The sequence below is a fragment of the Sphingomonas sp. genome, assembly GCF_035317925.1.
Taxonomy (GTDB): Bacteria; Pseudomonadota; Alphaproteobacteria; order Sphingomonadales; family Sphingomonadaceae; genus Sphingomonas_I.
In genome coordinates this window covers 14,066-39,928 of the sequence record NZ_DATHFV010000223.1, presented here as the reverse complement: position 1 = coordinate 39,928, position 25,863 = coordinate 14,066, and the positions used below count along the sequence as shown (strand labels likewise).

The window sequence follows — 25,863 nt, the reverse complement described above, 5'->3', positions numbered from 1 at the left end:
GCTGAACCCGCTGAACCCGCTGAACCCGCTGAACCCGCTGAACCCAAAAGATAGCAAGAGGCCCGACCTCTAAAAAATCGGACGGCCCGTAGGGCGTAGCGATCTTGCAAGATTACCCCTTCAATCGCGGGGGCGCGCGTTCCCATCGTTAAGAGTAACGACGATGGCAGCACATCACTTGGCCGAACTCCTGTTTGGGTTGGCCGCTTTGATATCCGCTCTCAAGCGGAAATGACAACGGGGCGGTGGTGGTAACATCACCGCCCTTTTTGTTACTTTCTATTCCTAGTCTCGATCGTGCTCCGCATTTCACCATAGCGGGCTGGATGAAACGGCAGTGGCGCGGTTGCCATTGCTGGCGCAGAAGCAACTCGTCCGCCTCGTACAGATGTGGCACGAGCAGGCGTCATGCCGATGGCTGTTTTGCGTCGAATATCAGACGATTATGGGCACGGTTCAAATCTCCGTAAGCAGTGATTAGTTTAGAAACACAGGGGGAGCCGAATGGCTTGGGACACGGGACTTAATACCGGTAGCGTGGCTTACGGCATCGCATCAGCGCCAGAGCCGCGCGTCAGGGTCATCGCTGGTCCCGGCACAGGCAAATCGTTTGCGATGAAGCGCCGTGTCGCTCGGCTCCTAGAACAAGGCGTGGCGCCAAAAGAACTGCTCGCCGTGACGTTCACGCGTGTAGCGGCTGAGGACCTGCACCGTGAATTGCAAAAGCTCGGGGTGCCAGGGTGCGAGGAACTCAAAGGTCAGACTCTTCACAGTCTCGCAATGCGTATCCTCTCAAGAAAGCATGTCTTAGAGGCGGTGGGACGGACACCCCGGTCGCTCAATACCTTCGAGGTGGGGGCTTTGATCTGCGACATCGCCGGAGCGAGCGGCGGAAAGCGTCAGGCTAAGAAGCTGATTCAGGGGTACACCGCTGCATGGGCTCAAAGCCAAGGCGACGAGCCGGGCTTCCCCAACAATGATGAGGAGAAGGCATTTCAGGCCGCCCTCCTCGCTTGGCTCGAGTTTCACGAAGGGATGCTGATCGGGGAACTCATTCCGTATCTCGTCCGCTACCTCAAGGACAATCCAGCGGCCGCGGAGCGTTCTGAATTCAAGCAACTTCTCGTTGATGAGTATCAGGATCTCAACAAGGCTGAGCAGACCGCAATTGCGTTCCTCGGGGAGGATGCCGACATTTGCATCGTCGGCGACGATGACCAGTCGATTTTTAGTTTTAAATGCGCTCATCCGGACGGCATCCGCCAGTGGAAGGATCTGCACGCCGTTTGTGCCGATCTTGCGATGGCCGACTGCCACCGCTGCCCAACCACGGTCGTCGAGATGGCAAATGCCCTGATTAGCGTTAACACCAATCGCGCGCCCCGCGCATTGACGCCACTGCCCGAGAAGGGAGCGGGTGAGGTTTCCATCGTACAGGTGCGGTATCTCCATAACGAGGCCTCATGGATTACCGCCAAGGTGAAAGAGCTCATTGAGAAGGGGGTTCACCCGAGCGAGATCATCATTCTCGTTCAGCGCTCGCGCGCGACGAAGCCCATCGTGAACGCCCTCCGTGGCGAAGGCATCCCGGCCAAGTCCTACTATGAGGAGAGCCAACTCGATTCAGCTGCGGCGCAAGACAGGTTCGCCCTCTTCAAGCTGCTTCTCAATAACGAGGATCGCGTGGCGCTCCGGTATCTGCTGGGGTCCGACAGAGGCGACTTTGCTCACAAACCCTATGCTCGCGTGCGGCAACACTGCGAGGCAAGTGGTGATAGCCCTTGGGACGCGATGGACAAGCTCGCGGATGGTACGCTCGACATTGCTTACACTAAGCCGCTGGTCGAGCGTTTCAAGTTCATCAAGGACGCGCTCGCCAAACTGGATGCGGTGGCGGACGATTTAAGCGCCTTCATAGACACACTGTTTCCGGACGCGGACGCTGACTTGAGTGAACTCCGCGAACTCGCGCTGGCGCAGAAGGAAGTGGTGGAGACGCCAAAAGACCTCCTCTCGGGAATGATGCAGGAGATTACTCAGCCCGATATTCCACCAACAGTCGAGGATGTCCGGCTTATGAGCCTACACAAGAGCAAGGGCCTGAGTTCTCCTTATGTGTTCATCGCTGGGTGTGTGGAAGGCATCTTGCCCCCCTCCTTCGATGATGCTCCATCCAAGGAGGCCAAGGATGCAGCGCTCGAGGAGGCACGGCGATTGTTCTACGTCGGCATAACGCGGGTTAAGGCAGACTTGGAGAACGATCGGCCGGGCAGTCTGTTCATCACATATGCCCAACAGATGCCGGCGAAAGACGCCCATGGCGCTAGAATCGCTTTCCAGACCCAATCTGGCCTGATGGCGAACCTCCTGCCGAGCCGCTTCATCGGCGAATTGGGTCCGGCGGCGCCTAAGCCAGTCAAGGGATAGCCAGTGAGCAGCAGTTCGCAGCTTGAGGTCGAATACGAGGATATGGTGGACCGGCATGAGCTGTACGCGAAATACGGTATCGCGGCCGAGGCGGCTCAGCTCTTCGAGACCGAGCTGAGCACATTACTGCTAGCTCTTCGAGGGCTGGAGAATGATTGGCACGTCGTTCCCAATGCCGCCGCCGCTCGAGAGGTCCTGAACTCAATTGACCGAAGCACCCTCGGGCGAGTGCTGAATGACCTCAAACGGCACATCGCAATAGAGGGCGACTTGGATGAGGAATTCTCATCAGCCCTCAAGGCAAGAAACCGGCTGATGCATAGCTTTTTCGAGAGGCACAGCCTCAAGATTCAGACCGAGGGTGGTCGCAGGGAGATGATCGCAGACCTAGACGGCCTGCACCGCGAGCTCTTCACGGCGTGGCGAGCCGCAGACAAGCTCACGACGATCGTATCAGCGGTTGTGCAGCATGCGGCGCAAGGACGGCCCTACACAGCGTAGGGGCGCTTACGTCCGGTGTAAAAGCGGAACGAGTGGCAGCATGCCGGACAGGCATCCGGGCGTTGACGGCCACGCCGCGCAGGGTGCGATCATATCCTCATAGGTCAACCCGCCCGGCGTCGGCATGTTCACCGCCGGATTGACATCTCGCGAATTGTTCTCTATATGTTCTCACGCGAAATGATGTGTCTCGGCGCAAATCATTTAGTTCGTTTCTGGTGTTTTTTGATTTTTCTGCAGGTTTGGAGGCCTTTTGCGGGCAGGAAAGAGGGGGGAGGGGGCCGCGTGCCGAAAATTTATTTTCCGCGCCCCTCGCAATAGCGGCGATACGCTCAATCGTCCTCATCGTCATAATGCGCCAGCGCCAGCGCGCGCGCCTTGATCTGGCGGGTCATGCACCAATGGACCAACGCCTCCTCGCGGCCGTGCGTGACCCACACCTCGCTCGGCGCGATCTCCTGGATGGTCGCTGTCAGCTCGTCCCAGTCGGCATGGTCGGACACGACCAAAGGCAGCTCGACGTTGCGTTGCCGCGCGCGCTGGCGGACGCCCATCCAGCCGCTCGCCATCGCCGTGATCGGATCGGGCAGGCGGCGCGACCAGCGGTCGTTGAGCGCGCCCGGCGGCGCCAGCACGATCGATCCCTTCATCTCCGCCGCCTTGATGCCGGTCGCGGGCAGCAACGGGCCGAGCTCGACGCCCAGTTCCTGGTACAGGTCGCACAGCCTTTGCAGCGCGCCGTGGAGGTAGATCGGTTCATGATAATTGCGCCCGCGCAGCTCCATGATCAGCCTTTGCGCCTTGCCGAGCGCATAGGCGCCGACCAGCACGCACCGATCGGGATTGGCGTGGAGCGCCTCCAGCAGCCGGTCGATCTCCGATCCAGTATCGGGATGGCGGAAGACGGGCAGGCCGAACGTCGCCTCGGTGATGAATATGTCGCACGGCACCGGCTCGAACGGCGCGCAGGTCGGGTCGGGCCGGCGCTTGTAGTCGCCCGAGACCACGATCCGCTCGCTTTTGTGCTCCAGCACGATCTGCGCCGATCCCAGCACATGGCCGGCGGGCACGAACGTCACGCCGACGTCGCCAACCTTGATGCTCTCGCCATAGGCGACCGCCTGCCCGTTCTGCGGGCCGTAGCGGCAGTCCATGATCGCGATCGTCTCGGCCGTCGCCAGCACCGATCCATGCCCGCCGCGCGCATGATCGGCATGGCCGTGCGTCACCAGCGCGCGCTGCTGTGGCGTGGACGGATCGATCCACGCATCCGCCGCGGGCACGTACAGTCCATGCGGGTGGGGTTCGATCCAGGTGCCGAGGCGTGCCATCCTTCCTATATGGTTGGACGAATGGTTCGTTCCAGCAGGGAAGCGATGCGGCGCGTGTGTGAAGCGAGCTCTGTCACCTTGGACGTGTTTGGCGGTTCTTCCCCACCGACTAATAACGCCTCGTCATTCCCGCGAAGGCGGGAATCCATATTGGCGAACGATGCGGTTCTTTCACAAACGCGTGGATTCCCCGCCTTCGCGGGGATGACGTTTGCATGAGCGACTCCCCCCCCCAGATCACCGCCTGGTTCACCACCCGCGGCTGGCAACCCCGCCGCTACCAGCTCGAAATGCTCGACGTAGCCCGCACCGGCCGCCACGCTTTGCTCGTCGCCCCCACCGGCGCGGGCAAGACGCTCGCCGGCTTCCTCCCCAGCCTCGTCGACTTAACCGAACGCCCCACCAAGGGCCTCCACACCCTCTACGTCTCACCCTTGAAGGCGCTGGCGATCGACGTGCAGCGCAACCTGATGGATCCGATCGCGGAGATGGGGCTCCCCATCACGGTCGAGAGCCGCACCGGCGATACGCCGTCCGATCGCAAGGCGCGCCAGCGGGTCAAGCCGCCGCACATGCTGCTGACCACGCCGGAATCGCTCAGCCTGCTGCTCAGCCACCAGGACAGCGCGTTGCTGTTCGAAGGTCTCCAGACGATCATCGTCGATGAGGTCCACGCCTTCGCCACCGGCAAGCGCGGCGATCTGCTCTCGCTCTGCATGGCGCGGCTCCAGCTCCATGCGCCCAACCTGCGCCGCGTCGCCTTGTCGGCGACGGTCGCCGATCCCGACGCCTATCGCGCCTGGCTCGCGCCCGGCGGCGATATCGATGCGGTGACGACGGTGAATGGCGATCCCGGCGCCGAACCCAATCTCCACATCCTGATCCCCGAGGATCGCATCCCCTGGTCGGGCCATTCGGGCCGCTATGCCGCCAAGCAGGTGATGGCGGAGATCGAGACCCACAAAACCACCATCATCTTCTGCAACACGCGCAGCCTCGCCGAGCTGATCTTCCAGGATCTGTGGGCGGTCAACGACATGACGCTCCCGATCGGCATCCACCATGGCTCGCTCTCGATCGAGGCGCGGCGCAAGGTCGAAGGCGCGATGGCGGCGGGGCGGCTGCGCGCACTGGTCGCGACCGCCAGTCTCGATTTGGGCGTCGATTGGGGCGATGTCGATCTCGTTATCCAGATGGGCGCGCCCAAGGGCGCCTCGCGCCTGACGCAGCGCATCGGCCGCGCCAACCACCGGCTGGAGGAGCCGTCCGAGGCGGTGATCGTCCCCGGCAACCGCTTCGAATATCTGGAGGCGCGCGCCGCACTGGACGCGGTCGAGGCGGGCGAGCTCGATACCGACATCTTCCGCTTCGGCGCGCTCGATGTGCTCGCCCAGCACGTCATGGCCTGTGCCTGCGCCGCGCCGTTCGACGAAGCCGCGATGCTGTCCGAAATCCAGGATGCCTTGCCCTACAGCGCGCTCAGCCCCGAGCTCTTCCGTCAGGTCCTCGATTACATCGCCACCGGCGGCTATTCGCTCAAGGCCTATGATCGCTTCAAACGCCTGACATTGGGCGAGGACGGCATGTGGCGCGTCAGCCATCCGCGCTTCATCCAGCAGCATCGCATGAATGCCGGCATCATCGTCGAGGCCGACATGCTCACCGTCCGCTTCAAGAACGGCCGCAGCCTCGGCAAGGTCGAGGAAGGCTTCGCCGCCAGCATGCGGCCGGGCGATACCTTCTTCTTCGCCGGCCTCGCGCTGGAGGTCGACCGGATGGATACCGAAGATCTGTTCGTCCACGCGACCAAAAAGCCCGCGCGCATCCCGACCTATGGCGGCGCGCGCATGCCGATCTCGACCAACCTCGCCGATCGCGTGCGGCGCTACTTCGCCGACCCCTCGCAATGGCCGCGCTTCCCCGCCGACGTGCGCGAATGGCTGGAGATGCAGGGCCGTCGTTCGGCGCTGCCCAGCCCCGATCAGCTCCTGGTCGAGACCTTCCCGCGCGAAGGCCGCCATTATATGGTCGTCTACAGCTTCGAAGGCTGGAACGCGCACCAGTCGCTCGGCATGCTGGTGACGCGGCGGATGGAGAGCGCGGGGCTGAAGCCGCTCGGCTTCGTCGCAAGCGATTATGCGATCGCCACCTATAGCCTCGAACCCGTGCTCGATCCCGCCGCCTTGTTCAGCAAGGACGTGCTGGAGGATGAATTCGTCGACTGGGTCCAGCAATCGAGCTTGCTCAAGCGCGCCTTCCGCGAGGTCGCGGTAATCGGCGGGCTGGTCGAGCGCCAGCACCCCGGCAAGCGCAAGACCGGCCGCCAGGTCACCTTCTCGACCGACCTGATCTACGACGTGCTGCGCAAGTACGAGCCCGACCATCTGCTGATGCGCGCCGCGTGGGAGGATGCCCGCGCCAAGATGACCGATGTCGGCCGCCTCGCCGATCTGCTCGATCGCGCGCAGGGGACGATGCTGCACATGGCACTGGACAAGGTCTCGCCGCTCGCTGTCCCCGTTTTGGTCCTGATTGGCCGTGAGCGCGTCAGCCAGGGTGGTACGGAAGACGCTCTGCTGATCGAAGCCGAGGCGCTGGCAGCGGAGGCGATGGCGGGGTAAGTACAGATAAATCAACAGGGATTTTGGGGATTCCGTATGGCTACGATCAACGGCACCGCCGGCAATGACGTCCTCACCGGGACCGATGTCGATTTCTTCGGAAATGGCGGCGACGACACGATCCACGGCGCCGCCGGCAACGACACGATCGACGGGCTTGGCGGCAGCAACCAGATATTCGGCGACGACGGCGACGACGTCATCAAGTTCGGGCTGACCGCCGCGCCGACCAGCCCGACCCATTCCGCGATCGACGGCGGCACTGGTTACGACACGCTCGATATGAGCAACGCGACCGGCCTCTTCTATATGCCGGAGGTCGGCCCCAACGCGTTCGAGGTCACCCAGAACAACGTCACCGTATTGGCGTCGGTGACCGGGATCGAGCAGATCATACTAGGCAATGCAGGAGAGGATTCCGATTCGGGAAGCAGCCTACGCCTGGCCGACTGGACGACCGATCTGAAAGTCATCGCCCACGGCGCATTCAACGCGATCACGACCGGCCTTGGCAACGACACCATCATTGGCGGCGATGGCAACGACGTGGTCAATACCGTCGGCGGCAACGATAATATCTCGCTTGGTGCCGGACAGGATCAGGCCATCATCGCCGGTGTTTCGGGTCATGCCGACCACGTGACGATCGACGGTGGCGCGGGGCCAGACGACCTGCTGATCTACAATGTTGCCTTGCAAAATAGCGGCGCGACGATCGATCTCGCCGCCGGCACCGGGTCGGTCGGACAGGTGACGCTCTCGATCAGCAACATCGAAAATGTCTATGTAGACAGCTCGTCCTACGGTTCGACGGTATATGGCGACGATAATGCCAATGGGATCACCGGTTCGGTGGGCGCTGCGGTGTTCGACGGTCGCGGCGGCGACGATCGCATTAGGGGCGGCAGTAGCGGCGATCACCTCGCGGGCGGCGACGGCAACGATACGATCGACGGACTTGTCGCCAACGACCAGATTCCGGGCGGTGCTGGCGACGACGTCCTGTACGGCGGCAGCGGCAACAACCTCATCGACGGGGGCGACGGCAACGACTGGATCGATGGCGGCGGGCAGGACACCTCTCCCGGCAATTCTTCGAACGTCGAAAATGGCAGCGACACGATTAGCGGCGGCGCCGGCAACGATCATATCTGGGGCAGCCAGCCCGACACGATCGGTTATGGGCTCGGCGGCGCCCAATGGACAATCGGCTCGGTCGATGCCGCCGACTCGATCGATGCAGGCGACGGCAGCGATTATGTGAACGGCAATGCCGGCGCGGACACCATCCACGGCGGCGCCGGCGGGGATCGCCTCTACGGCGGCGACGACGATGACGTCATCTATGGCGACGACAGCAACGATCATATCAACGGCAATAAGGGCAACGATACGATCGACGGCGGCGCCGGCGGCGACGTGCTGCTCGGCGGCCAGGGCAATGACCAGATCCTGGGTGGCGACGGCGACGACATCATCTCGGGCGACATCGGGGCGGATACGATCCACGGCGGTGCCGGCTTCGATTACATGACCGGAGGCACCGACGCCGACGTCTTCGCTTTCTCCGCTTATGGCCCGCTGTCGCTAAGCGAAGCGCCGTTGCACACGGCCGGCCCGACCGATGTCGTCGCCGACTATCAGGACGGCGTCGACAAATTCTCGCTCGGCTTCGCGCCCGCGGCGGTGCTGGCGGGGACGGCGCTGACGCCGGCCGCCGCGGCGGTGGTCGCGCAGCAGCTGTTCGATGGTCATGCCGGCGATCATGAGGTCGCGGCGGTACAGGTGGGTGCCGACACATACCTCTTCTTCTCCGCCACCGGCGGAGGCGGCGTGAACTCGGAGGTGCAGGTCGTGGGAGTGGCATCCACGGCTTTCGACACAAGCGATTTCGTTTGAGTTCGCCAATAGGCGATGGTGAATTAGACCGTAGCCCGCTCTCGTGCCGTCCTTCGCCGCATGGCGGCGCCGGTCATGCCGAAACCCGCGACCATCATCGCCCAGGATGCGAACTCGGGCACGCCGGAAACGGCGGGGCCGCGCGCATTGGCGACGCCCGGGCTGAGCTCAAGCATGTAATCGGACGGGCTACCGGTTCCGAAGCCGGCCGTCAGCTGGATGAGCGGATCGATCATCGAAAGCGCGTGGACCGCGTTGCCGGGGCCCGCCTTCGTGACTGAAACGCTGAGGTTGATCGTGCCCGAAAATGTCAGCGTCGCCGCGTCACCTGTCAGGCTGCCCTGTCCCGCATAGTTGAATGATCCGCATTGGCCGCTGCCGTCGTAGCAGGAAAAATGGACATCGCCGTCATTTCCCAGCCCGGAATAGACGTTGGCATCCGCGCCTGCGCTGACGGTCGATGCCAGTTGCGCCGTTCCGCTGAAATCGATCCCGATACCCATGCCGTTCGCGGCCTGGTGCGTCGCGAGATAGGCGGCCAGGGTGTCGTAGGATGTTTGATCGATCGCGGTCACGCGATAGTCGTAGATCAGACTGACCGACGCGCTGGCATAGGCATCGGGATCAAAGGTCCAGATTTCGGCGAGCGCGGAGGGTATCGGCGCAAGTTCGGTATCGGTCTGTGCCAGTGCGTTTGGAACGCTGCTCGAATTCGGGCCAACCGTATAGCCATAGGGCATGGCATTACCCGATGAATCGACAACCTGGTGATTCCAATAAGAGGCTGCTGCGGCAATCGGTGTGGGCAAATCCGCCTGCACTGCCCCTGCGGTGCATATATATAATGCAACGCCGATAATTTTTGCCTTCATGGCGCGCGTCCCCCCGGAAATATTTTCAGACGTTCCCTATCATCTTAGCCCGGCCGACCAAAACCTTCTTTGGCGACTATCTCTATCGGGAAAATTGTTCGGGAGCGGCGCGCCCGCCTTGTCGGAACTGGCTATCGTTTCTGACGAAGGTCGCGCCTCGGGCTATCCCCATTTCGGTGCTGATTGGGCGTGAGCGCCTCAGCCAGGGTGGTACGGAAGACGCCCTGCTGATCGAAGCGGAGGCCTTGGCAGCCGAGGCGATGGCAGGGTAAGTCGAAGGAACGATTGGGGAATCATTGGGGGTTTGATGGCGACGATAAATGGCACGCCGGGCAATGACGTGCTGATTGGGGATGATGTCGACTCTTCTGGCGCAGGCGGCGGCGACACCATTTACGGGGGTGGTGGCGATGATGTGATTGACGGCCGCAGCGGCAACAATTTCCTGTCTGGCGACGATGGCGATGATGTCTTCGAATTTAGCATTTCGTCACATCAGGTCGGCCCAAACCACACGATCGCTTCTGGCGGGTCCGGATTTGATACGCTCGATTTCGGCCAGTCGAACGACTATCTGGAGATTACGCAGGACGACCAGAGCTCGGCCGCCGACGCGATTGCGGTCAAGGATGCCGCAGCCACTGCGCATGATCAGCTGCTCGGCTTTTATGAAGCCGTCGGGATTGAAAAGATCCAGCTCGGCAGCGGCCATTCGCTGGTCCAGCTATCTACCTACCAATACGATCTCAGCATCGTAACGGGATCGGGCGGTGCCGAAATCACCACCGGTTTCGGCAACGACACCGTGATGGGCGGCTCTGGCGGCGACCTCGTTCACTACTGGTTCGGCGATGATCATATCAGTTTGGGGAGCGGGAATGACGCGCTCGAAATTACCTATGCGGATACGCGATCGGGGGATCACATCGTCGCCGATGGCGGAGATGGAATAGACACGCTGACGATCCGCTTTTCCGCGCTTACCCGTGGGGCCGCCAGCGTCGATTTGATGACCGGCGCGGCGACCTTTAACGGCGTCGCCCTCGATTTAAGCCATTTCGAGAATGTCACCGCCAATAGCCTCGCCGGGGGATCGACGCTGTTGGGAAGCGATGGCTCGGACAAGCTCGTCATCGGCGATACCGATCAGGGATCGTTCGTGATCTTCGGCCCCGTATTGCCGCTGGGCAGTCTTCTCGACGGGCGCGGCGGTGACGATCAACTCTCCGGAGGCAAACTCGACGACACCATATTCGGCGGGGTGGGCAACAACAGCATTTCGGGCGGCGACGGCAATGACTGGCTGAGCGGTGGCGGCCGCCATGCCAATGATCCCTTCGCGACATCGGCCATATCGAGCGGGAATGACACGATCGATGGCGGGCTCGGCAATGATCACATCTGGGGCAATGCCCAGCTTAGCGAGCAGGGTAGCGTCGATGGCAACGATCTGATCAATTGTGGCGATGGTAGCGACTATGCCAATGGCAATGCCGGCGCGGACATCGTTCATGGCGGCAGCGGCACCGACCGTCTCTACGGCGGCGCCGGCGATGACGCGCTTTACGGTGATACGGGCACCGATCACCTGAACGGCAACAAGGGCAACGACACACTGGACGGTGGCGACGGCGACGATGGCCTGTTCGGCGGCCAGGATGGCGACCAACTGCTCGGCGGCGCCGGCAGCGACACTTTGTCCGGGGATGCCGGCAACGATACGCTCCATGGCGGGACGGGGGCCGATTTTCTCGTCGGCGGCGCTGATGTGGACGTCTTCGCGTTCAGCGGCACCGATGGCAATTTCGACAGCTACGGCAATGTGGACACGGTCGAGGATTTCACAAACGGCGTGGATAAAGTGTCGCTGGGATTCATACCGGCCGCAATATTACAAGGTTCGGCATCGGGCACATTCTGGGATGCGGAACTGACCGCGCAGCAATTGATAGGCGACCATCCGGGCGATCATGAAGTCGCGGCGATTCAGTTTGGACCCGACACGCTACTGTTTTTTTCCAGCAGTGGGACGGACGATATCCATTCCGCGGCCCGGTTCATCGGCTTGGCCACCACAATATTCAATTCGCACGACTTCGTTTAGCCTGTCCGCGCCCGGCGTCTTGCCGATAGGCCACAGGTAGGCGATACGCTACTCCGCTTACGCCATGCCGCTTCACCCTTTCCCCTGGATCGATGTCCTCGTCGTCCTCGCGCTGATGCTCGTGAACGCCTTGTTCGCGATGTCGGAGCTGGCGATCGTTTCCGCGCGCAAGCCACGGCTCGAGGCGATGGCGCGCCGGGGCCGGCGCGGCGCGCGCGTGGCGCTCGATCTTGCTGCAGATCCCGGCAAATTCCTTTCGACCGTCCAGACCGGCATCACGCTGACGGCCGTGCTCGCGGGCGCCTTCTCAGGCGAGGCGCTGGGTGGGCCGGTGGCGGAGCGGCTCGAATATCTGGGCATGAGCCACGAGGCCGCGCCGCATTGGGGCTTCGGGCTGGTGATCGTCGCCACGACCTATCTCAGCCTCGTCGTCGGCGAGCTCGTGCCCAAGCAGATCGCGCTGACCGCGCCTGAGCCGATCGCCGCCGTGGCGAGCCTGCCGATGCTGTGGATGTCGCGGATTGCGGCGCCGTTCGTATGGCTGCTCGAACATTCGAGCGCGCTGCTGATCCGGTTGATGGGGCTGCACAGAAGGCGCGACAGCCAGGTAACCGCCGAGGAATTGCATCTCGTCGTCGCCGAAGCCTCAACCGCGGGCGTGATCGAGGAGAGCGAGCGCGCGATCATTTCGGGCGTGGTGCGGCTCGCCGACCGGCCCGTGCGCGAGGTGATGACGCCACGGACGCAGGTGGAATGGATCGATCTCGACGAAGACGATGCGCTCGCCGCGCTGCCGCACAGCCGCATGCCGGTCGGGCGCGGATCGATCGACGAATTGTCGGGCGTGGTCGAGGCGCGCGAATTGCTGGCCGCCGCGCTCGCCGGCAAGCCACTCGATATCGAGAATATGATACGTCCGGTCCCGTTCGTGTCGGACCAGATCGACGCGATGGACGCGCTTCAGGTGTTGCGCGGGGCCAATGTGCCGATGGCCTTCGTCCATGACGAATATGGCCATTTCGAAGGGATAGTAACGCCGGTCGACCTGCTCGCCGCGATCGCGGGCGCTTTCGCATCGGACCAGGACGACGATACCGATCCCCCCTTCGTCGTGCGCGACGATGGGAGTTGGTTGGTGTCGGGCTCAGCGTCGGCCGATCAGCTAGCCGAAAAGCTCGGTATCGAGCTGCCGGAGGATCGCGATTATGCGACCGCCGCGGGTTTCGCGCTGTCGGTGCTCAAGCATCTGCCCAAGGTGGGCGAGAAGTTCGAGGATAATGGCTGGCGGTTCGAGGTCGTCGATATGGACGGCCGCAAGATCGACAAATTGCTGGCAACCTGCCTCGCGCGGTAGCGAATTCAGCCGCCGAGCTTGCCGAACTCGCTCTCGAACGTCTCGACATCGTCGGCAGCCAGCAGCCTCGCCTGAGCGACCCAGCGATCGCGTTCGATACGCCCCTTGAACGCGCCCATCTGCGCGTCGACCGCCGCGACGTCAGCCTCATTCCACGACGCGATCTGGTCGAAGCGGGTGACGCCCAGATCGTTGAGGATGCTCGCCGCCTTGGGGCCGAGGCCCTTGAGCTGGGTCAGCGTATCGCCCGGGCCTTTGGCTTCGACATTGGGATGCGAGCTGATGCCGACGAACTGATCGACCACGTCTTCGACCGCGTCGGCGATTTCGGTGGCGACGCCATGTCCTTCGACCGAAGGGGAGGGAGCGACGGGTTCGGCGACGACCTTGGGCTTGGGCGCGATCGGACGCAGCGGCGGCGCTGCATCGAAGGTCACATGCTGCCTGCGGCCACGGACCAGGAACAGAAAGGCAAGCGCGATCACCACGATGACGGCGATGACGATAATCGTGGCGGTGTTCATCTATGCTCCCTTAGCTGTGGCGGGCGCTCTAGCCCCGCCCAAGCGATTCAGGCAACCCGCGCCGACTCGCGTTCGACCTCGCGCCAGCCGATGTCGTGGCGGCAGAAGCCGGTCGGGAAGTCGATCCGGTCGACCGCCGCATAAGCGGCCTGCTGCGCTTGGGCGACGCTATTCCCGGTAGCGGTGACGGCGAGCACGCGCCCACCCGCCGCGACCAGTACGCCATCGGCCAGCGCCGTTCCGGCCTGGAAGACGCGCGCGCCATTCTGTTCGGCCTGCGCGATCCCGCCGATCGCGCCGCCCTTGGCGGGCGTGCCGGGATAGCCGTTCGCCGCCATCACCACCGTCAGCGCGACGCGATCGGCGAGTTCCGGGTGCGCAACCTCGGCCAGCCGCGCCTCGGCGACGTCGGCGAGCAATGTGACGAGGTCGCCGTCGAAGCGCGCCATCAGCACCTGCGTCTCGGGATCGCCGAAGCGGCAATTATATTCGATCAGCTTGGGCCCTTCGGCCGTGAGCATCAGGCCGGCATAGAGCACGCCCGAATAAGGCACGCCCTCCGCCGCCATTGTCGCCACGGTCGGGGCGATGATCTCGTCCATCACCTGCCGCTCGAGCGCGGGCGTCAGGATCGAAGCGGGGCTGTAGGCGCCCATGCCGCCGGTATTGGGGCCGGTGTCGCCGTCGCCGACGCGCTTATGATCCTGGGCCGATCCGAACGGCACGATCGTCGTGCCGTCGGTCAGCGCGAAGAAGCTCGCTTCCTCGCCGGTCATAAATTCCTCGATCACAACCTCGGCGCCCGCGCCGCCGAAGCCGCCGCCGAACATGTCGTCGATCGCGGCTTCGGCCTCTTCCGCGGTCGTGGGGATCACCACGCCCTTGCCGGCGGCGAGGCCGTCCGCCTTGATCACCACCGGCAGGCCGAAGCGCGGCAAGGCCGCCTTGGCCGAGACGGCATCGCTGAAGCGCGCATAATCGGCGGTCGGGATATTGGCGCGGCGGCACAGATCCTTGGTGAAGCCCTTCGAACCTTCAAGCTGCGCGGCGGCCGCCGATGGGCCGAACACCAATATGCCCTGTTCGCGCAGGCGATCTGCCAACCCTTCGACCAAAGGCTGTTCGGGGCCGATCACGACCAGACCGATATTCTCCTCGCGCGCGAAGCCGACGATATTGTGCGGCTCGATATCGACCAGTTCGGCGTGCGCTGCGATCCCGGGATTGCCCGGCGTCGCATAGAGCTTACTAAGCCGCGGCGATTGCGCGAGCTTCCACGCAAGCGCATGTTCGCGCCCGCCCGAACCGATGAGCAGGACCTTCATGGCGTCTTCACTTCCTCCGGAAACTGCCGCGCTGTTAGCCGAGGAGTCGCCGGGCGACAATTCGCCCGCGCTTTCGGTGTCCGAGCTTTCGGGCGCGCTCAAGCGATCGGTCGAGGACGCTTTCTCTCACGTGCGCGTGCGCGGCGAGATATCGGGCTTCAAGCGCGTCGCCTCGGGCCACTCTTATCTGACGCTGAAGGACGATCGCGCCTGCCTTGATGCGGTGATCTGGAAAGGGACACCGGTCGCCTTCCGGCCCGAGGACGGGGCCGAGGTCATCGCGACCGGCCGTCTCACCACCTATCCCGGGCGTTCGCGTTATCAGATCGTGATCGAGCGGCTCGAGCTGGCGGGGCAGGGCGCTTTGATGGCGCTGCTTGATCAGCGCCGCCGCGCGCTCGCCGCCGAGGGCCTGTTCGATCAGGATCGCAAGCGCCGGCTGCCGTTCCTGCCGCGCCGGATCGGCGTGGTCACGTCGCCGACGGGCGCGGTGATCCGTGACATTTTGCACCGGCTGGAGGATCGCTGCCCGACGCACGTGCTGGTCTGGCCGGTGGCGGTGCAGGGGGAAGGGGCGGCCGCGCAGATCGCCGCCGCGGTGCGCGGTTTCGCCGAACTGCCCGAGCCGCCCGATCTGATCATCGTCGCACGCGGCGGCGGCTCGATCGAGGATCTGTGGGCCTTCAACGAGGAAGTCGTGGTGCGCGCGGTCGCGGACTCGCCGATTCCGACCATCTCGGCGGTCGGGCACGAAACCGATGTCACGCTGTGCGATTTCGCGGCCGACATGCGCGCGCCGACGCCGACCGCGGCGGCCGAGATGGCGGTGCCGGTGCGTGCGGAATTGCTTGCCACGGTGCGCGAGCTGGGCCTGCGCGCCGGGCGCTGCGCGCGACGCTATCGCGACCATGCCGGCGAAAGGTTCGCGGCGGTTGCGCGGCTTCTGCCTGCGCCCGATCGGCTGCTCGCGCCGCAGCGGCAGAAGCTCGACGATCTCGGCGATCGGCTGCCGCGCGGGCTTTCGTCCCGGCTGGCGCACGCTCGCCGCGAACTGGCCGAGGCCGCGGGGGCGCTTCGGCCGGGCCTGCTCGCGGCCAAGGTGGCGCGCGGCAAGGAACGTTTGGCGGGGGTTCGCCTCCGTCCGGCTTTGGTGACCGCGCGCATTGCAGACGGGCGCGATCGCCTCGGCCGGCTGTGGCGGCTGGCCGAGCAGCTTCACCCCGACCGGCCGCTCGCGCGCGGCTATGCGCGGGTCGAGGCGCGCGACGGCAAGGTCGTCGGTTCCAGCAGCGCCGCGAAGGCTGCAGGCGCCGTGACGCTCGTTTTCGCCGACGGACGGGTGGCTGCCCGGGTTGAGGGTGGCGGCCGCCCTGCTATGGAACGTCCGAAGCCCGAGCAACCGACCTTGCTCTGAACCGGAAGGCACACAACATGCTGATGGCGCAGGGGAAACCCGCCAAGCTCCACTATCTCGCCAATGGCTTCCGCGTGCTCGTGCCGGGCGATCATGTTGTCTGCGCGAAATCGGGCGAACATATTGCGCTTGAGGATTTGCGCTACTGGAGCGTCGCGCGTCAGGAAGCCTACGCCACCGCCGAACTCGCGACCGAGGCGGAGCGCGCCACTTGAGATTTGCGGCCGCCGTGCCGGTGCTGTTTTTGTTAAGCGCCTGCATTCCGCGCGCGATTGCCCCCGGCCCGGCGACCATGCCGCCGCCGATCGGCCAGCCGGTCATGCCGCCGCCACCGCGCATCGTCGACGCGCGTATCTTCGCGCTCAACGCTCCGCCCCAACAAGGCGTTTTGTTGAACGGGGTCGCGCCCGCCGGGACAGCGCTGCTCCTGCTCGACGGCAAGCCGGTGCGTTTCGCCGCCGACGGACGCTTTATCATCGGTTTTGGTCGCGACGCTGGGCCATCCTCCTTATTGGAGGCCCGCCTCCAGGATGGGCGGCTGCTGCGGCTGCCGCTGGCGGTGGCGCCGCGCCGCTGGGACGTGTCCTCGCTGCCGACGCTCTACCAGGGAACCTCGCCCAGCGAGGCCTATCAGAAGATCCGCGCCGCCGAATTCGCGCAGATCGAGGCGGCACGCGCGGTCAATGCCGACAGCGATGGCTGGCGCCAGGCCTTCCGTTGGCCTGCAACGGGCCGGATCAGCACGATGTTCGGATCACAGCGCATCTATGCACATGGCGTGGCAGGCGCGCCACATGGCGGGCTCGACATCGCCCGCGCGGTCGGTGGACCGGTACTGGAAGGCAGCGCCGCGCATAGTCCCGCCGACGGCGTGGTCGTGCTCGCGACCGATCACCCCTTCAGCCTGGAAGGCAATCTGGTGATGATCGATCATGGATTCGGCCTGATCAGCGCGCTGATGCATCTCCAGCGGATCGACGTGAAGGTCGGAGACAGGGTGGCGCGGGGGCAAGCGATCGGCCTGATCGGCCGCACCGGCCGTGCGACCGGGCCCCATCTTCACTGGGGTATGACGTGGAATGACGTGCGGATCGATCCAATCCTGCTGGTCGGGCCGATGCCGCAGCCCTGAACGGGCCTCAAGCGGGGTTCCATTGTCACAAATCGGCATGGTTCAAAACTGCGATTGATGGCCGTGAAAACGGTAACAATCGTGCGGTAAGTCGTGTTGCCGCGCAGCAACATTTCGCTCTTGCGAAATGAGTGGCATGCAAACCACGCAAAGCATGCCAGCCTGTTCGATTCATGTTCCTTTTATGGTCGGGCCGGATGCTGCTTGCGCTCGTGCGGATGCCTCTGTTGCATTTGTGCGACAGCGAATGAGAACCTTTAGGGAGCATGAACGCCAGCTTTACACGGGCGTGACGCATCAGGCATCTGTCCGCCATGCCGATAAGTGCGACGCCCGCTTTTGGGGCACGGCGCGCATGGTTCGGTCAGGCAGGGGGCCGCTCAGGTCAGACTGCTTCCAGAAAGGGACTGGAACGATATGATGACTCAGAAGATCTTCAACCGCGCTTTGCTCAGCGCCAGCACGATGGCCCTCGGCCTCGTGCTCGCGGCGCCGGCATTCGCGCAGGCGGCGGCTCCGGCTGACGCCACCCCCGCCGCTGACAATGGCGAAGTCGTGATCACCGGCACGCTCTTCCGTAATGCTGCTGCTGCGACCGCCTCGCCGGTCACTGTGATCAGTTCGGAAGACCTCGCCAGGCGCGGCGTCAACACGATTTCTGATGCCGTTCAGTCCTTGTCGGCGAACAACGCCGGCTCGATGAACCAGAACTGGACCGGCTTCAACTTCGCGACCGGCGCGACCGCAGTGTCGCTGCGTGGTCTGACCACCGGCAACACGCTGACCATCTTCGACGGTCTGCGTAGCGCGCCTTACCCGCTGGCCGACGACGGCCACCGCAACTTCGTCGATCTGAACACGATCCCGCAGGCGATCGTCGATCGCGTCGAGGTTCTGCAGGACGGCGCTTCGTCGACCTACGGCGCCGACGCGGTCGCGGGCGTGGTCAACGTCATCGTGAAGAAGGAAATTGTCGGTCTTCACATGAACGCTTCGGGCGGCATTTCGCAGCGCGGCGACGCGGGCGAGCAGCGCGTCGATGCCACCGCCGGTTACGGCTCGCTGAGCGAAAACGGCTTCAACGCTTATGTGAACGTTGAATATCAGCACAACGATGCGCTCTTTGCGCGCGATCGCGGTTATCCGTATAACTCGTCGGACCTCAGCAAGATCTGCAACGACGCCGGCTCGTGCATGACCAATAACGACGCCAGCGGCATCCAGGCGAATGGCACGTTCCTGGGCCTCGGCACGACGACGGTGCCCTTCGTTCGCCCCTACACCGCTGGGGGCGCGGCCGTTACGGGTGGTCGTTATCAGATGCTCAACCCCTCCGCGGGCTGTCAAAATCTGGTCTCTCAGCCGCTGACGACTGCGCAGCAGGGTGCGAGCAACCCGGCCGTGGTCTGCACGCAGGATCTGCAGCATGACTATTTCATGGAACAGCCCCGCACGTCGCGTTTCGGCACGACGGCCCGTGTGACCGCGAACGTCGGTTCGCACGCGCAGGCTTATGCCATGTTCAATTATTATCAGACGCAGACCTTCTCGCAGATTTCGCCGCTGGCATATGCCGGCCAGACGGCCGCGGGCGGCAACACCTTCGTTCTGAACCCGTTGCTGCTGCCGATCTATGTCTGCCCGCGCACCACGGTTGGTGCCTGCAGCGCTGCGAACGGCACGCTCAATCCGAACAATCCGTTCGCTGCCTTGAACGAGCAGGCTCGTCTGGTTCTGCGTTACGATCGTCCGCGTGAGACCTTCACGAACTCGCAGGCATTCCGGTACAGCGCCGGCATCAACGGCAGCTTCGGAGATGATTGGGTCTACACCGCAGACTTCACAAAGAGCCATGTGGCCCTGAAGGTGCGCAACGAGAACTACTTCTTCGCGTCGCATCTGGTCGACGTGATCAACGACGGCTCGTATAATTTCGTCAATCAGACGGCCAACACCGAAGCGCAGCGGCAGTATATCGCTCCCACCAGCATCAACCGGTCCAGTTCTGACCTGTGGCAGGCTCAGGCGACCCTGGCGAAGAGCTTCTTCCAGCTGCCGGGCGGCGCCTTCCAGGTCGCCGTTGGTGTGGCCTACCGCCACGAAGCGATCGACAATCCGTCGGCCAACCCGGTCAACAACGACTCTCCGGCCGATCGTTACTACAGCATCAACGCTGTGGGCGTGGAGGGCAGCCGTAACGTCAAGTCGGCGTTCTTCGAAGCCGATGCGCCTGTCTTCGACATGCTGGAACTGAAGGCTTCGGGCCGTTACGACAAGTATTCGTCGGGTCAGAAGAACTTCTCGCCGAAGGTGGAAGCGCAGTTCAAGCCGATCCGTCAGATCAAGCTGCGTGGCACCTATTCGAAGGGCTTCCGCATCCCGAGCTTCAACGAAGCTTATGGTCTCCCGACCACGGGCTACGTCACGACCCAGCTCGATCCGACGCACAATGCCAACGATGCGGCGTTCGTCGCAGCACACGGCGGCAACGCTTATTCAACGCTGCCTTACTCCTACGGCCTGACCGCAACCGGCAACCCGAACCTGAAGCCGGAGAAGTCGCGTTCCTATACCTTGGGTACTGTGTTCGAGCCGACCTCGCGTCTGTCGTTCACGGTCGACTACTGGAACATCCACATCAAGAACCTGATTTCTAACGCCGATTACAGCGACGTTATTCCTCAGTATTATGCCAATAATGGTGTGGTGAACGTTCCTGGCATCACTGTGAAGCCAGGTCTCGCCGATCCGGAGCATCCAGGCGCGCTGCCGCTGCTCGGCTTCATCGAGTATTCGTTCGAGAACGCCAACTCGGAAGACGCCTCGGGTATCGATCTGTCGGCGCAGGCCCGCTTCAACATCGGCGGCGTCCGCTGGACCACGCATGCTACCGCATCGTGGCTCCGCAAGCTGCAGAAGACGATCGGTGGCGTGGTGCAGCGCTACGACGGTACGCTTAGCCCGTGCGACGTGACGTCGTGCTCGGGTGCGCCGAAATGGCGTGGCACGTGGCAGAACACGTTCGACGTGGGTAAGTTCTCGACGACCTTCACCACCTACTACACCGGCGGCTATGATATGGCTTCGACCGATTACGGCGGCGTCAAGGGCGATTGCGAAGCCAACGTTGGTGCCTCGGTCGTGACCTATCAGGACGGCAGCCCCGTCAAGTGCCACGGTCCGAAGTACGTCCAGGTCGACATGACTGCCAGCTATCAGGTTACCGACAAGCTGCAGATGTACGTCAACATCTTGGATTTGCTGGACAAGAAGGCTCCGTTCGATCCGTCGGCGGCCTACAGCCTCTACCAGTATAACCCGGCGTGGGCCTCAGGCGGCTTCACCGGTCGTTACTTCCGCGTCGGTGCCCGGGTCGATTTCTAATCGATCCTCGGCCTAACCGGAAAATTTGGGGCGGTTCCTTCGGGAGCCGCCCCTTTTTCATGGGGCTTGGCCGGCGCGCAAAAAAAGACCCGCAGCGTGGCGGGTCCGGGTTCGTCAGCGTAGGTTGAGCGTCGGTTAGCTCTCGAACAGGCCGGCTTGTCCGGCCGCAGGCGGCGCCTCGAGCCCAAGATGCGTCCAGGCACGGCCGTTGAGGCAGCGGCCCCGCGCGGTACGCGCGACCAGGCCGAGCTGGATCAGATAAGGCTCGATCACTTCCTCGATCGTGTCGCGCGGTTCGCCCAGACCGGCCGCCAGCGTCTCCACGCCGACCGGGCCGCCCTGATAGATATCGGCGATCATGTTGAGGTAGCGCCGGTCCATCGCGTCGAGGCCGAGCGTATCCACCTCGAGCCGGTTGAGCGCGGCATCCGCATCCTTCGCTTCGACCAGGTCATGGCCGGCGGCATGCGCGAAATCGCGTACCCGCCGCAGCAGCCGTCCGGCGATGCGCGGCGTCCCGCGCGAGCGGCGGGCCACTTCGGCCGCGCCGTCGTCGGAAATCGCGAAACCCAACAGCCGTGCGGCGCGGCGAACCACCAGTTCGAGCTCGTCCACGGTGTAGAAATTGAGCCGGATCGGAATGCCGAACCGATCGCGCAATGGCGTCGTCAGCAGGCCCTGACGCGTGGTCGCGCCGACCAGCGTGAAGCGTGGCAAATCGATCCGTACGCTGCGCGCCGACGGCCCTTCGCCGATCATGATGTCGAGCGCACGATCCTCCATCGCTGGATAGAGGATCTCCTCCACCGCCGGCGCGAGGCGATGAATCTCGTCGATGAAGAGGACGTCGCCCTCCTCGAGATTGGTGAGCAGGGCGGCAAGGTCGCCCGATTTGGCGATGACCGGGCCGGACGTGGCGCGAAAGCCGACACCCAGTTCGCGCGAAATGATCTGGGCGAGCGTGGTCTTGCCGAGACCGGGCGGCCCGAAGAACAGGACATGGTCGAGCGCCTCGCCACGCGCCTTGGCCGCCTGGATGAACACACGCAGATTGTCGCGCGCGCTCTTCTGCCCGACGAATTCGTCGAGCGTGCGCGGGCGCAAGGCCGCATCGACGTCTTCGGGCGCGCGCGTCGGCGTGAGCAGGCGATCAGCTTCGGTCATTGCCGCTGATGTAGCCGCAGGGCGGGCCGAGCCGAAAGCATTTCCGCTCATTGCGCCGGTTGCATCAACGGCGTGCGCGCGATCTGCCGGTGGCCGGCCGCGATTTGCGCGAGCTGGCGGTCGATCTGTGCCTGGTTCTGCGCGCGGATCGCGGGATCGACCCCGGTCGCGCGCGGCCGGATATGCGGAAAAGGCGCGTCGGGCACGTCATGGCCGAGGAAGGCGCACAGCCTTTCCCAGCGGTCGCCATTCTCCCAGCACAATTCGAGCAAGGCGTGCGGCGCCTCGCGCGCGAAGAAATCCCGCACCGCCTGATTGTGCCGCTCATAGGCCGCGACATGTTCGGCCTCATAGCCGTGCGGATAATAATGGCCGAAGATGACCGGCCGCATCGCGCGCGTGGGATGCGTGTTGAGCGAATGCTTCTTCAGGCTTTCCACCCAGATCTGGGACGAAGCACGCTTCGTCAGCACGAAGCGCGCGTCCGCGCCATACCGCGCGTAGAGTTCGCGCCAAGCCAGGGGCCAGGGCCAGTCCTCGCACGAATCGAAATGCCGGGTCATATCGACCACCTGGTCGATTCGGCCATGGACGAAGGCGTCGAGGGCGGCGGTGCTGTAGGATTGATGTCGATAGCCGAGCGTGATCAGGCATTCCCCCAGGGTGGTCGTGCCGGTCTTGTTGAGACCGATCCCGAAAACCTTGCGCCTGTCGCTCGTCATGCTTTCCGCATAGAGCCCGATCGTTATTGGTGGAAGCGCTGCGCGCTTCCGCCGATGGCGTGGATCGGGCTCAATTCAATAGTTGAGACCTTGATTCACGATCCAGGCTGTTTCAGCCTGGATCGATCAAGGTCGGCGCGCGCGTGATACAGCGTCGATGTTCGTACATTGAGGATTCTGATGTCGACCAAGCCTCCTTTGCTGATGCTGCTCAACCAGCCCGCTTTCTCCTGCCTCGACCATATCGGCGCGCACTACGACCTGCGCCATGAACCCGGCCCGGGCATCACCGCGGCGCTCAGCGGCGGCAACGGCATCGATGCCGCGACGATGGATGCGGCGCCCGATCTGAAGATGGTCGCGCTCGCGGTCGTGGGTTACGATCGCGTCGACGTCGATCATGCCCGCGCCAGGGGCATCGCGGTCACCAATACGCCCGACGTGCTGACCGACGACGTCGCCGATCTTGCCATCGGCCTGATGCTGTCGGTCGCGCGGCGACTGCCCGCGCAGGATCTGTACGTCCGTCAGGGACGATGGGCGAAGGAGGGATCACCGCCGCTGGCGCGCCGTGCAAGCGGGCGGCGGATCGGCATACTCGGGCTCGGCCGGATCGGTCAGGCGATCGCGGATCGGGCGCGGCCGTTCGCGTCGGAGATCGGATATTTTTCTCGCCACCCCCGCGCCGAGGGGACGGGCTATCGTTATTTCGACGATCCGGTCGCGCTGGCGGCCTGGTCCGAAACGATGATCGTGGCGGTTTCGGGCGGCGCGCCCACCGCCGGTCTGGTCAGCCGCGCGGTGATCGAGGCGCTCGGGCCGGACGGCACGCTGATCAATATCGCGCGCGGATCCGTGGTCGATGAAGATGCGATGGTCGCGGCGCTGGTCGACGGCCGGCTCGGCGCGGCTGGTCTCGACGTGTTCGCGGATGAGCCGAACGTGCCCGCAGCCTTGCTCGGGCTCGATAATGTCGTGCTGATTCCGCATCAGGGCAGCGCGACCCGCGAGACGCGCCAGGCAATGGCCGATCTCACGCTCGCCAACCTTGCCGCCTTCTTCGCAGGCAAGCCGCTGCTCACGCCGATCTGATCAGCGCGACGCCTTGCGCAGCGCCAGCCGGACGAGGGCATCGAGGCCGGCCTCAGGGCCGAGTTCGTCGCTGGCCGCCGCTACCGCCGCTGACGCTTCGGCGGGACGGAAGCCAAGATTGGCGAGAGCCGAGATGGCATCAGCCGTGGCCGATCCGGCAGGTGCGGGCGCGGCGCCGGGCCCCAGTGCGATACCGCCCACCTTGTCGCGCAATTCCATCGCGATGCGCTGGGCAAGCTTGGGGCCGACCCCGTTCGCGCGCGCGATCATCGCCTTGTCGCCATGGGCGATCGCACGCGACAGGTCATTGGGTTCGAGCACCGACAGGATCGCCAGCGCGACCCGGCCACCCACGCCCTGAACGCCGGTCAGCAAGCGAAACCAGTCACGCTCCGCCGCCGATCCGAACCCGAACAGGGTGATCGCATCCTCGCGCACCTGCATTTCAGTGAGCAACAATACGGTGCCGCCGATCGGTCCGATCGCCGACAAAGTCCGTGCCGAGGCTTGCGCCAGATAGCCGACGCCGTTGACGTCGATGACGACATGATCCGCCCCGGCTTCGGCCAATATTCCGGAAAGACGTGCGATCATGCCGCGAACCTAGCCGAGCCGCCGCGCGGTCGCCAGATGGTGGGCGTGCGTGATTGCCACCGCGAGCGCGTCCGCGGCATCGGGACCGGCGATCTTTGTGCCGGGCAGCAGTCGCGCGACCATGGCGTGCACCTGGGTCTTGTCGGCCCCGCCCGTGCCGACCACAGCCTTCTTGACCACGCTCGGCGCATACTCCCCAACGTCGAGCCCATGCCGCGCAGCCGCAAGCAGGACGACCCCGCGCGCCTGGCCGAGCTTGAGCGTCGATTGCGGGTTCATGTTGACGAACACTTCCTCGACCGCCGCGGCCTGCGGACGGTGAAGCTCGAACAGCGCGCCGAGCGCATCGTGCAGCGCCGCCAGCCGTGCGGGCAGGGGCATGGCGCTATCGGTCTTCACCTGTCCGTTGGCGACGTGGCTCAGCCGGTTGCCTTCCGCCGCGATCACGCCCCAGCCGGTCGTACCCAGTCCGGGGTCGAGACCGATCAGGATCAGGCTACCCTCCCGCCTGCGGGAGGGACCATCAAGCCAACTTCTCCATGATCTCGTCGGAGATGTCGTAATTGCCCCAGATGGTCTGGACGTCGTCATCGTCGTCGAGCGTGTCGATCAGCTTCAGCAATGTGCCGGCCTGCGCCTCGTCCAGCGCGACCCGCGTCTGCGGGCGCCAGGCCAGCTTCACGCTTTCGGCCTCGCCCAGGATGGGTTCGAGTATTTTGGCGACGCCGTGCAGGCTTTCCTGCGCGGTCCAGATCGAATGGCCGTCTTCGCTGCTCTCGACATCGTCGGCGCCAGCTTCCAGCGCGGCTTCGAACACCTTCTCGTCATTTCCCGCCGATGCGGGATAGGCGATCAGGCCCAGCCGGTCGAAAGCGTGGCTGACCGAACCGGGCGCGCCGAGATTGCCGCCATTCTTCGAAAAGCCGAGCCGCACGTTGGTCGCCGTGCGGTTGCGGTTGTCGGTCAGCGTCTCGACGATCAGCGATACGCCGCCCGGGCCGAAGCCTTCGTAACGAATCTCTTCGTAATTATCCGCGTCGCCACCGGCCGCCTTGTTGATCGAGCGTTCGATATTGTCCTTGGGCATGCCTTCCTTGCGCGCGGTAATGACCGCGGCGCGCAGGCGTGCATTCATATCGGGATCGGGCAAGCCGGAACGAGCGGCTACGGTGATCTCGCGCGCAAGCTTCGAAAAGAGGGCGGAGCGCTTTTTGTCCTGCGCGCCCTTGCGATGCATGATGTTCTTGAATTTGGAATGGCCGGCCATTGCCGCTTCGTCTTCTCGCTGTTGGGTTTGAGGCGCTCTAGCTGGACGGGATGCGCGCTTCAACCTGCCGCATGGTCAACGCCTTGGTAACCATCTTCACGCACTTGATTCGTTCCGGCAATTCCGCCCCCGGAAA

At 64.0% G+C, this 25,863-nt stretch carries 20 protein-coding genes; 11 read left to right on the top strand and 9 right to left on the bottom strand.

Annotated features, from left to right (window positions below):
- Window positions 1-504: 504 nt before the first annotated feature.
- Together VK533_RS16390 and VK533_RS16385 are read left to right on the top strand one after the other, a co-directional pair.
- Window positions 505-2,427, top strand: coding sequence for an ATP-dependent helicase (locus tag VK533_RS16390; protein WP_324379671.1), 1,923 nt, complete (start codon window positions 505-507; stop codon window positions 2,425-2,427).
- A gap of 3 nt (window positions 2,428-2,430) precedes the next feature.
- Window positions 2,431-2,928 (top strand): hypothetical protein, encoded by a 498-nt coding sequence (locus tag VK533_RS16385; RefSeq protein WP_324379669.1) that lies wholly within the window; start codon window positions 2,431-2,433, stop codon window positions 2,926-2,928.
- A 332-nt stretch (window positions 2,929-3,260) separates the two neighbouring features.
- On the opposite strand, the gene VK533_RS16380 is transcribed toward VK533_RS16385, so the two are convergent.
- Window positions 3,261-4,259 carry a ligase-associated DNA damage response exonuclease gene (locus VK533_RS16380; RefSeq protein ID WP_324379667.1) on the bottom strand — a complete coding sequence of 333 codons (999 nt, stop codon included), beginning with the start codon at window positions 4,257-4,259 and terminating at the stop codon, window positions 3,261-3,263.
- A 215-nt stretch (window positions 4,260-4,474) separates the two neighbouring features.
- On the opposite strand from VK533_RS16380, the gene VK533_RS16375 reads away from it, so the two are divergent.
- Both VK533_RS16375 and VK533_RS16370 read left to right on the top strand, forming a co-directional pair.
- A complete protein-coding gene (locus VK533_RS16375) occupies window positions 4,475-6,880 on the top strand; it encodes a ligase-associated DNA damage response DEXH box helicase (RefSeq protein WP_324379665.1) in 2,406 nt (801 codons plus the stop codon).
- A gap of 36 nt (window positions 6,881-6,916) precedes the next feature.
- Complete coding sequence (locus VK533_RS16370; RefSeq protein WP_324379663.1) at window positions 6,917-8,779, top strand: calcium-binding protein; 1,863 nt, start codon at window positions 6,917-6,919, stop codon at window positions 8,777-8,779.
- Between the two features lie 23 nt (window positions 8,780-8,802).
- On the opposite strand, the gene VK533_RS16365 is transcribed toward VK533_RS16370, so the two are convergent.
- On the bottom strand, window positions 8,803-9,519 hold the full coding sequence (locus VK533_RS16365) for a PEPxxWA-CTERM sorting domain-containing protein (RefSeq protein ID WP_324379661.1): 717 nt from the start codon (window positions 9,517-9,519) through the stop codon (window positions 8,803-8,805).
- A 439-nt stretch (window positions 9,520-9,958) separates the two neighbouring features.
- Between VK533_RS16365 and VK533_RS16360 the strand changes: the two genes are divergently transcribed.
- Together VK533_RS16360 and VK533_RS16355 are read left to right on the top strand one after the other, a co-directional pair.
- Entirely contained in the window at window positions 9,959-11,755 is a 1,797-nt protein-coding gene (locus tag VK533_RS16360) for a calcium-binding protein (protein WP_324379659.1), read from the top strand.
- 64 nt (window positions 11,756-11,819) lie between these two features.
- On the top strand, window positions 11,820-13,109 hold the full coding sequence (locus tag VK533_RS16355; RefSeq protein WP_324379656.1) for a hemolysin family protein: 1,290 nt from the start codon (window positions 11,820-11,822) through the stop codon (window positions 13,107-13,109).
- A 5-nt stretch (window positions 13,110-13,114) separates the two neighbouring features.
- Here the strand turns inward: VK533_RS16355 and VK533_RS16350 are convergent, their stop codons facing one another.
- Entirely contained in the window at window positions 13,115-13,633 is a 519-nt protein-coding gene (locus VK533_RS16350) for a hypothetical protein (protein WP_324379654.1), read from the bottom strand.
- 47 nt (window positions 13,634-13,680) lie between these two features.
- Window positions 13,681-14,958, bottom strand: a complete 1,278-nt coding sequence (gene purD / locus VK533_RS16345) for a phosphoribosylamine--glycine ligase (RefSeq protein ID WP_324379652.1) — start codon at window positions 14,956-14,958, stop codon at window positions 13,681-13,683.
- On the opposite strand from purD, the gene xseA reads away from it, so the two are divergent.
- From xseA to VK533_RS16325, 4 genes are all read left to right on the top strand, one after another.
- The gene (gene xseA / locus VK533_RS16340; RefSeq protein WP_324379650.1) at window positions 14,957-16,372 is read left to right on the top strand and encodes an exodeoxyribonuclease VII large subunit; all 1,416 of its coding nucleotides are present in this window, start codon (window positions 14,957-14,959) and stop codon (window positions 16,370-16,372) included. The two genes, purD and xseA, sit on opposite strands and share 2 nt — an antisense overlap.
- A 17-nt stretch (window positions 16,373-16,389) precedes the next feature.
- Entirely contained in the window at window positions 16,390-16,587 is a 198-nt protein-coding gene (locus VK533_RS16335) for a DUF2093 domain-containing protein (RefSeq protein ID WP_324379648.1), read from the top strand.
- Window positions 16,584-17,504 carry a M23 family metallopeptidase gene (locus tag VK533_RS16330; RefSeq protein WP_324379646.1) on the top strand — a complete coding sequence of 307 codons (921 nt, stop codon included), beginning with the start codon at window positions 16,584-16,586 and terminating at the stop codon, window positions 17,502-17,504. Before VK533_RS16335 ends, VK533_RS16330 begins: the two co-directional genes overlap by 4 nt.
- A 420-nt stretch (window positions 17,505-17,924) precedes the next feature.
- A complete protein-coding gene (locus VK533_RS16325; RefSeq protein ID WP_324379643.1) occupies window positions 17,925-20,888 on the top strand; it encodes a TonB-dependent receptor domain-containing protein in 2,964 nt (987 codons plus the stop codon).
- Window positions 20,889-21,023: 135 nt separating this feature from the next.
- On the opposite strand, the gene ruvB is transcribed toward VK533_RS16325, so the two are convergent.
- Together ruvB and VK533_RS16315 are read right to left on the bottom strand one after the other, a co-directional pair.
- Complete coding sequence (gene ruvB, locus VK533_RS16320; RefSeq protein WP_324379641.1) at window positions 21,024-22,052, bottom strand: Holliday junction branch migration DNA helicase RuvB; 1,029 nt, start codon at window positions 22,050-22,052, stop codon at window positions 21,024-21,026.
- 47 nt (window positions 22,053-22,099) lie between these two features.
- Window positions 22,100-22,774, bottom strand: a complete 675-nt coding sequence (locus VK533_RS16315; protein ID WP_324379639.1) for a sulfotransferase family protein — start codon at window positions 22,772-22,774, stop codon at window positions 22,100-22,102.
- Window positions 22,775-22,954: 180 nt separating this feature from the next.
- Here VK533_RS16315 and VK533_RS16310 point away from each other — a divergent pair, with 180 nt between their 5' ends.
- Window positions 22,955-23,866 (top strand): 2-hydroxyacid dehydrogenase, encoded by a 912-nt coding sequence (locus VK533_RS16310; RefSeq protein ID WP_324379637.1) that lies wholly within the window; start codon window positions 22,955-22,957, stop codon window positions 23,864-23,866.
- Here VK533_RS16310 and ruvA read toward each other — a convergent pair whose 3' ends face one another.
- From ruvA to VK533_RS16295, 3 genes are read right to left on the bottom strand one after another with little or no spacing between them, the layout of a single operon-like run.
- Entirely contained in the window at window positions 23,867-24,460 is a 594-nt protein-coding gene (gene ruvA, locus VK533_RS16305) for a Holliday junction branch migration protein RuvA (RefSeq protein ID WP_324379635.1), read from the bottom strand.
- A gap of 9 nt (window positions 24,461-24,469) precedes the next feature.
- Entirely contained in the window at window positions 24,470-24,955 is a 486-nt protein-coding gene (gene ruvC, locus VK533_RS16300; protein WP_324379677.1) for a crossover junction endodeoxyribonuclease RuvC, read from the bottom strand.
- Between the two features lie 28 nt (window positions 24,956-24,983).
- A complete protein-coding gene (locus VK533_RS16295; protein ID WP_324379633.1) occupies window positions 24,984-25,727 on the bottom strand; it encodes a YebC/PmpR family DNA-binding transcriptional regulator in 744 nt (247 codons plus the stop codon).
- Window positions 25,728-25,863 lie beyond the last annotated feature (136 nt).